Source organism: Rathayibacter sp. AY1E8 (genome assembly GCF_002931415.1).
Classification (GTDB): Bacteria; Actinomycetota; Actinomycetes; order Actinomycetales; family Microbacteriaceae; genus Rathayibacter.
The window spans coordinates 77,083-83,462 of sequence record NZ_PSVI01000007.1 but is presented as its reverse complement, the minus strand read 5'-3'; the positions used below and the strand labels follow the sequence as shown (position 1 = coordinate 83,462).

The window sequence follows — 6,380 nt, the reverse complement described above, 5'->3', positions numbered from 1 at the left end:
GAGGGGTTCCTCGACCTGGACGTGCGCGTCACCTGCTCCTCCGGCACCTACATCCGCGCGCTCGCCCGCGACCTGGGCGCGTCCCTCGGAGTCGGCGGCCACCTGACCGCGCTGCGGCGCACCGCGGTCGGCCCCTTCTCCGTGGCGCAGGCCGGCGAGATCGACGAGCTCGACGTCCCCGCCGCGCTCCTGCCGCCGACGCTGGTGGCGGGCGAGCTGTTCCCCCTGCTGCGCCTCGACGCCCAGGAGGCGGGCGATCTCGCGAACGGCAAGCGCATCCCGGCCCCGGAGGCGGTGGCGGGCGCGAAGGGCCTCCTCGCCGCGGTCGGCCCGGGGGAGCGGCTGATCGGCCTCGCCGAGCGGCGCGGCACCCAGCTCAAGAGCGTCGTCAACTTCCCGACCGAGGACCTGCGGACGGCCGCCTCGTGATCGAGTGGTTCACGATCCTCCAGGTGGGGATCGCCGTCGCGGCCGGCCTGCTCTGCCTCGTGCTCGGGCTGCTCGCCCGCCGTCCCTCGGACGTCTCGGTCGGCGCGACGGCGATCGTCGAGCTGCTGCTGATCGTCCAGCTGGCGGTCGCGATCGTGTCGCCGCTGGTCGGCAACCGCCCGTCGGGGAGCCTGCCGGAGTACTACATCTACCTGATCTCGGCGCTGCTCCTGCCGCTCGCGGCCGGGTTCTGGGCGCTCATCGAGCGGAGCCGCTGGAGCACCGTGATCCTGGGCGTCGCCTGCCTCTCGATCGCGGTCATGGTCTACCGGATGCACCAGATCTGGTTCTTCCAGAGCGCCTGATCGGGCCCGCCACCGGGCCCGGCCCGGCGAGCGCCTAGCATGGACGTGCGATGTCGAAACCAGCCAGCGATGCGTCCGGACGGGCCGCTCACGACCCCTCAGTCCCCTCGGCCCCCGGGAGCGGCGAGCCGACCCGTTCCGCCCGCTCGCGCGGGATCGGCAGCCTCCTGGTCGTGGTCTACGGGATCCTCGCGCTCGCCGCGACGGGGCGCTCCGTCTTCCAGATCATCGACCGGTTCGACGAGGCGCCGCTGGCGTTCTCGCTCTCGGCGCTCTCGGCCGTCGTGTACATCGTCGCGACGGTCGCCCTGATCGTCCCGGGCCGCGCCTGGCAGCGCGTCGCGTGGGTGACGATCACCTTCGAGCTGGTGGGCGTGCTCGTGGTCGGCGCGCTCAGCCTCCTCGCTCCGCAGCTCCTCGGGCTCGCGAGCGCCGACCCGTTCGGGCGCCAGTCGACGGTGTGGGCGGCCTTCGGCGCCGGCTACCTGCTCATCCCGCTCGTCCTGCCCGTGCTCGGCCTCTGGTGGCTCCGCGTGCAGGGGCGGCGCACGCCCCGGGCGGCCGCCTGATGCGCGTCGAGACCCGCCCCGGCGACCTGGCCGGGATCGGACCCTCCGCCGTCACGATCGGCAAGTTCGACGGCGTCCACTCCGGGCACCGGGCCGTCATCGGCCGGCTGCACGAGCGGGCCCGCGAGCAGGGGCTCGCCGCCGTCGTCGTCACCTTCGACCGCAATCCGCTCAGCGTGATCGCGCCGGAGAAGTGCCCGCCCGTCCTGGTCGGCAACGAGCAGAAGCTCGAGCTCCTCGCGGGGACCGGCGTGGACGCGACGCTGCTGCTCACCTTCGACGAGGCGTTCCGGGCGCTCTCACCCGAGCAGTTCGTCGAGCAGGTGCTGGTGGAGGCGCTCGAGGCCCGTGTGGTCCTCGTCGGCTCCGACTTCCGCTTCGGCGCCCGGGGAGCGGGCGACGTCGACCTGCTGCACGTGCTCGGCGGGCAGCACGGATTCGAGGTGGAGCTGATCGACGACGTGCGGCCCGAGGACGGCCGCCGCGTCTCCTCCACCTGGATCCGCGAGCTGCTGGCCGAGGGCGATGTGGAGCACGCGACGCGCCTGCTCGGGCACGAGCCCGTCGTCCGCGGCGTGGTCGTGCACGGAGCGAAGCGCGGCCGCGAGCTGGGCTTCCCGACCGCGAACCTCTCGCCGCAGTCGCAGGGCCTGATCCCGGCCGACGGCGTCTACGCGGGCCGGCTCACCACCGACGGCGTCACGCATCCCGCCGCGATCTCGGTCGGCAGCAACCCGACCTTCGTCGGAGTGCCGCCCAAGCAGGTCGAGGCGTACGTGCTCGATCAGACGCTCGACACCCTCGACCTCTACGACCGCGTGGTCGACGTGGCGTTCGTCGGCCGGATCCGCGGCCAGGTCGCCTACGAGGGCGTCGAGCCCCTCATCCGCCAGATGAACCACGACGTGGTGCAGGTCCGCGAGGTCCTCGGCATCGACTGAGCGGGATGCCGGGCGCCGCCTAGCAGGGGCCGCGGGCCCGCACCAGCGGGAGAGGTCCCGGGGCCATCGGCGTACCGTGGCCGCATGAGCGAAACCCCCTCCGACTCGGTGCGCCCCCTCGCGCTCGTCACCGGCGCGACCGGCTACATCGGCGGCCGGCTGACGCCGCGCCTCCTCGAGGCGGGCTTCCGGGTGCGTGTCCTGGTGCGCGACCCGCGCAAGCTGGTCGACGTGCCGTGGGCGGAGGAGGTCGAGGTCGCTCAGGGCGATCTCGGCGATCCGGAGTCGCTGGAGGCCGCGGTCGAGGGCGTCGACGTCCTCTACTACCTCGTCCACTCGATGGGCTCGGGCAACGACCACGCCCACTTCGAGGAGGTCGAGAGCCGCGCCGCGCACAACGTCGCCACGGCCGCGGAGTCGGCCGGCGTCGGCCGCATCGTCTACCTCGGCGGCCTGCACCCCGAGGGCCAGGAGCTCTCGAAGCACCTCCGCTCGCGCGCTGAGGTGGGCCGGATCCTGATGGAGTCGGGAGTGCCGACGATCGCCCTGCAGGCGGGCGTGATCATCGGCTCCGGGTCGACCTCGTTCGAGATGGTGCGCCACCTCACCGACGTGCTGCCGTACATGCCCGCGCCGCAGTGGGTGCGCAACTTCATCCAGCCGATCGCCGTGCGCGACGTGCTGCACTACCTGATCGGCTCCGCGTCGCTCGAGGACGCCACGCTCAACCGCACCTTCGACATCGGCGGGCCCGACGTGCTCCGCTACGGCCAGATGATGAACGGCTACGCGGTCGAGGCCGGGCTCCCGCAGCGGCCGATCGCGTCCCTGCCGGTGTTCACCCCGTGGCTGGCCTCGCAGTGGGTCAACCTGGTCACGCCGATCCCGCGCTCGCTCGCGGTGCCCATCATCGCCTCGCTGCAGTACGACTGCGTCGTGCACGAGCAGGACATCCGCGCGCTCATCCCCGACCCCGAGGGCGGGCTGACCTCCTACCGCCGCGCCGTCCGGCTCGCGCTGGGAAAGATGCAGGCGGGCGAGATCGAGACGAGCTGGCAGAACGCGGAGGTCGTCGGCGCTCCCAGCGATCCGCTGCCGAGCGACCCGGAGTGGGCCGGCCACACGGTCTACGTGGACCTCAAGGAGCGCCGCACCCAGGCCGACCCGGCCAAGCTCTGGCGCGTCATCGAGGGCATCGGCGGCACCAACGGCTGGTACTCCTTCCCGCTCGCGTGGGTGATCCGCGGCTGGATGGACCGCCTCGTCGGGGGAGTGGGCCTGCAGCGCGGGCGCCGCGACTCCGCGCGCCTGCACGCCGGCGACGCCCTCGACTTCTGGCGCGTCGAGGAGATCGAGCGGCCGAAGCTCCTGCGCCTGCGCGCCGAGATGAAGGTGCCCGGCGGGGCCTGGCTCGAGATGCGCGCCGAGCCCTCCGGAGACGGCGGCTCGGTCTACACGCAGCGCGCGGTGTTCTTCCCGCAGGGCCTCGCGGGCAGGCTCTACTGGTTCGCGATCCTGCCCTTCCACGGCATCATCTTCAACGGCATGGCCAACCGCATCACGGCCACCGCGGCCGACCTGCCGGACTCCGACGACGAGCGCTCCCCTGGCGGGCGCCGGGTGCAGCGGTGACAATGGAGGGGTCCGGCGGCGGCGAGGCCGCCCGGGACGCCGACGAGAGGAGCACGATGAGCGAACGGTCGAGTACGGACGCGGGGCGCGGACTCCAGCTGGGGAAGGTCCTCTTCATCGGGGACAGCATCATCCAGTCGGGAGCCTGGGGCGAGTGGCTGACGGAGTCGACGGTCGTCGACGAGGGAGTCGGAGGGGCCACCACGGCGGACGTCGTCGCGCGGCTCGCCGAGCTGGTCGCGCAGGAGCCGGACACGGTGGTGCTGCTGATCGGCACCAACGACCTCGCCTGGCACCGCACGACGGAGCACGTCGTGCGCAACATCGAGACGATCGTCGCGACGTTCCGGCGCGACCTCCCGGACGTGCGCATCCTGGTGACCTCGGTCCTGCCGCGCGGACACGAGTTCGCGCCGCAGATCCGCGAGATCAACCGCCACCTGTGGCAGTTCGCGCCCACGGCGCACGCGGGCTACCTCGACCTGTGGCCGGTGCTCGCGGGCGAGGACGGCGGGCTGCTCGAGCAGTACTCACCGGACGGCCTGCACCTCAACGAGGACGGCTACCGCGCGTGGCGCGAGGCACTGGGCCCGGCGCTCGAGGCGGTCGTGCGGATGCCTCCGCGGACCCGCCCGATCACGCTGCCCTACGACGAGTTCGCGCGGCCGAAGACGGCCTAGCGCAGCACCGTGGAGGGGGAGTCGATCGCAGGGTCGGCTCCCCTTCCGTCATTCCGTGGCCAGGGCGGCCTCGAAGGCCGCGAGGGCGTCCGCGGAGAAGAGGACGAACCGGACCTCGTCGAGTGCGCCGTCCGCGGTCGCCTCGCGGACCGTCTCTACCGCGATGCGCGCCGCGTCGTCCATCGGCCAGCCGTAGACGCCCGCCGAGACGGCCGGGAAGGCGAGCGTCCGCGCACCGAGACCGACGGCGGTGCGCACCGACTCGCGGTAGGCCGAGGCGAGGACGGCGCTGCGGTCCTCCGACCGCGAGTGGACGGGACCGACGGTGTGCACGACCCAGCGGGCGGGGAGGCGGCCGGCGGTCGTGGCGACCGCGGAGCCGGCGGGCAGACCGTCCGGCAGCTCGGTCCCGCGGAGCCGGCGGCACTCGGCGAGGATCTCCGGTCCGCCCGCGCGGTGGATCGCGCCGTCGACGCCGCCGCCGCCGAGGAGCGACGAGTTCGCCGCGTTCACGATCGCGTCGACGTGCTCGCGGGTGAGGTCGCCGCGCACGGCTCTCAGGGTGGTCACGACTCCTCCTCCAGGCTTCGTCCGAGGGCAGCGATCGCCGCAGGTCCCACGCGGCAGCAGCCGCCGATCAGATCCGCTCCCGCCGCGCGCCAGGAGGCGACCAGCGCGGGGTCGAAGGCCGCGTCGCCTGCCCAGCGACGCTCGACGGCGTCCCACTCCTCACCGCTGTTCGGGTACACGACGGCCAGCTTGCCGGTGACGGAGCGGGCGATGCGGACCGCCTCGGCGACGTCGCCGGGCGGGCAGCAGTTCACTCCCACGCCGACGACCTCCTCGGAGGCGGCGGCGACGGCGAGCGCCTCGGCCAGGGGCTCGCCGGACGCGGTGCGGCCCGAACGGCCGCTCACGCAGATCCAGGCGGGGACCGAGGAGCCCGCGAGGGCCTCCACGACGGCCCGCACCTCCCGCACCGACGGGATGGTCTCGACGGCGAGCAGGTCGGGCCCGGCCGCGGCCAGGGTCTCCAGGCGCGGGCGGTGCCAGGCGGCGAGCTCGCCGACGGTGAGGCCGTCGTCGCCGCGGTACTCGGAGCCGTCGCCGAGGCTCGCACCGAAAGGGCCGACGGAGGCGGCGACCCAGCCTCTCTGCGCGCGCCGGGCCAGGTTGACGCTCTCCCGGAGGGCGCGCTCGACGAGGCCCGGGGCCAGCCCCGCGGCTGCGAATCCGCTCGCGGACACCTGGTAGCTCGCGGTCACCGCGACCCGGGCGCCCGCCTCGGCGAAGGCGCGGTGCGCGGCGACGACCCGGCCGGGCTCCTCCAGCAGGACCCGGGCGCTCCAGAGCGAGGAGTCCACCGCGGCGCCCTGCGCCTCCAGCTCCGTGCCCAGGCCCCCGTCGAGCAGCAGCGGGCGCACCCGCGCCGCGGCGACGAGGCCGGCGGTCACGAGCGGTTGTTGGAGAGCTCGAAGATCTTCACGAGCTCGGCGATGGCCGCCTCGCGGGCGTCTCCGCCCTCCTCGAACATCGCGGTGATGTGCGTGCGGAGGTGGTTCTCGACGATGAGCTTGTTGAGCGAGCCGAGCGACTTCTGGATCGCGAGGGACTGCGTGACGATGTCGACGCAGTAGTCCTCGTTCTCGATCATCCGCTCGAGGCCGCGCATCTGGCCGCCCAGGATCCGGGCACGGTGCAGCGAGCGCTTCTTGAGGTCCTCGATCACTCCTCCAGCCTACGCGCCGCAGGCGGTACCCGGGC

The 6,380-nt window shown here is 73.6% G+C and carries 8 protein-coding genes and 1 pseudogene; 6 read left to right on the top strand and 3 right to left on the bottom strand.

Annotated elements, in window-relative coordinates; all coding sequences use genetic code 11:
- The 6 genes and pseudogenes from C5C74_RS03590 to C5C74_RS03565 all read left to right on the top strand — a co-directional run.
- Positions 1-429: pseudogene (locus C5C74_RS03590) on the top strand (tRNA pseudouridine(55) synthase TruB); the annotation flags it as partial.
- The gene (locus C5C74_RS03585) at positions 426-794 is read left to right on the top strand and encodes a hypothetical protein (protein ID WP_104223058.1); all 369 of its coding nucleotides are present in this window, start codon (positions 426-428) and stop codon (positions 792-794) included. The pseudogene C5C74_RS03590 and the gene C5C74_RS03585, both read left to right, overlap by 4 nt.
- A gap of 50 nt (positions 795-844) precedes the next feature.
- The gene (locus C5C74_RS03580; protein ID WP_258064086.1) at positions 845-1,363 is read left to right on the top strand and encodes a hypothetical protein; all 519 of its coding nucleotides are present in this window, start codon (positions 845-847) and stop codon (positions 1,361-1,363) included.
- On the top strand, positions 1,363-2,304 hold the full coding sequence (locus tag C5C74_RS03575; RefSeq protein ID WP_104351000.1) for a bifunctional riboflavin kinase/FAD synthetase: 942 nt from the start codon (positions 1,363-1,365) through the stop codon (positions 2,302-2,304). The genes C5C74_RS03580 and C5C74_RS03575 overlap by 1 nt, the downstream gene beginning before the upstream one ends.
- A gap of 84 nt (positions 2,305-2,388) precedes the next feature.
- Positions 2,389-3,936: an SDR family oxidoreductase gene (locus tag C5C74_RS03570; RefSeq protein ID WP_104350996.1), complete on the top strand. Its 1,548-nt coding sequence runs from the start codon at positions 2,389-2,391 to the stop codon at positions 3,934-3,936.
- 56 nt (positions 3,937-3,992) lie between these two features.
- The gene (locus C5C74_RS03565) at positions 3,993-4,616 is read left to right on the top strand and encodes a GDSL-type esterase/lipase family protein (protein ID WP_104268531.1); all 624 of its coding nucleotides are present in this window, start codon (positions 3,993-3,995) and stop codon (positions 4,614-4,616) included.
- A 48-nt stretch (positions 4,617-4,664) separates the two neighbouring features.
- Here the strand turns inward: C5C74_RS03565 and C5C74_RS03560 are convergent, their stop codons facing one another.
- From C5C74_RS03560 to C5C74_RS03550, 3 genes are read right to left on the bottom strand one after another with little or no spacing between them, the layout of a single operon-like run.
- A complete protein-coding gene (locus C5C74_RS03560) occupies positions 4,665-5,186 on the bottom strand; it encodes an O-acetyl-ADP-ribose deacetylase (RefSeq protein WP_104350995.1) in 522 nt (173 codons plus the stop codon).
- Positions 5,183-6,070, bottom strand: a complete 888-nt coding sequence (gene mmuM / locus C5C74_RS03555; protein WP_104350994.1) for a homocysteine S-methyltransferase — start codon at positions 6,068-6,070, stop codon at positions 5,183-5,185. The genes C5C74_RS03560 and mmuM overlap by 4 nt, the downstream gene beginning before the upstream one ends.
- Positions 6,067-6,345, bottom strand: a complete 279-nt coding sequence (locus C5C74_RS03550) for a metal-sensitive transcriptional regulator (RefSeq protein ID WP_104223062.1) — start codon at positions 6,343-6,345, stop codon at positions 6,067-6,069. Before C5C74_RS03550 ends, mmuM begins: the two co-directional genes overlap by 4 nt.
- Between the last annotated feature and the right edge of the window lie 35 nt (positions 6,346-6,380).

What these genes read in the sequence shown, in the direction of transcription:
- C5C74_RS03580 (WP_258064086.1), top strand. Translation starts at nt 845, where the DNA reads ATGTCGAAACCAGCCAGCGATGCGTCCGGACGGGCCGCTCACGACCCC.
- C5C74_RS03570 (WP_104350996.1), top strand. Translation starts at nt 2,389, where the DNA reads ATGAGCGAAACCCCCTCCGACTCGGTGCGCCCCCTCGCGCTCGTCACC.
- C5C74_RS03565 (WP_104268531.1), top strand. Translation starts at nt 3,993, where the DNA reads ATGAGCGAACGGTCGAGTACGGACGCGGGGCGCGGACTCCAGCTGGGG.
- C5C74_RS03575 (WP_104351000.1), top strand. Translation starts at nt 1,363, where the DNA reads ATGCGCGTCGAGACCCGCCCCGGCGACCTGGCCGGGATCGGACCCTCC.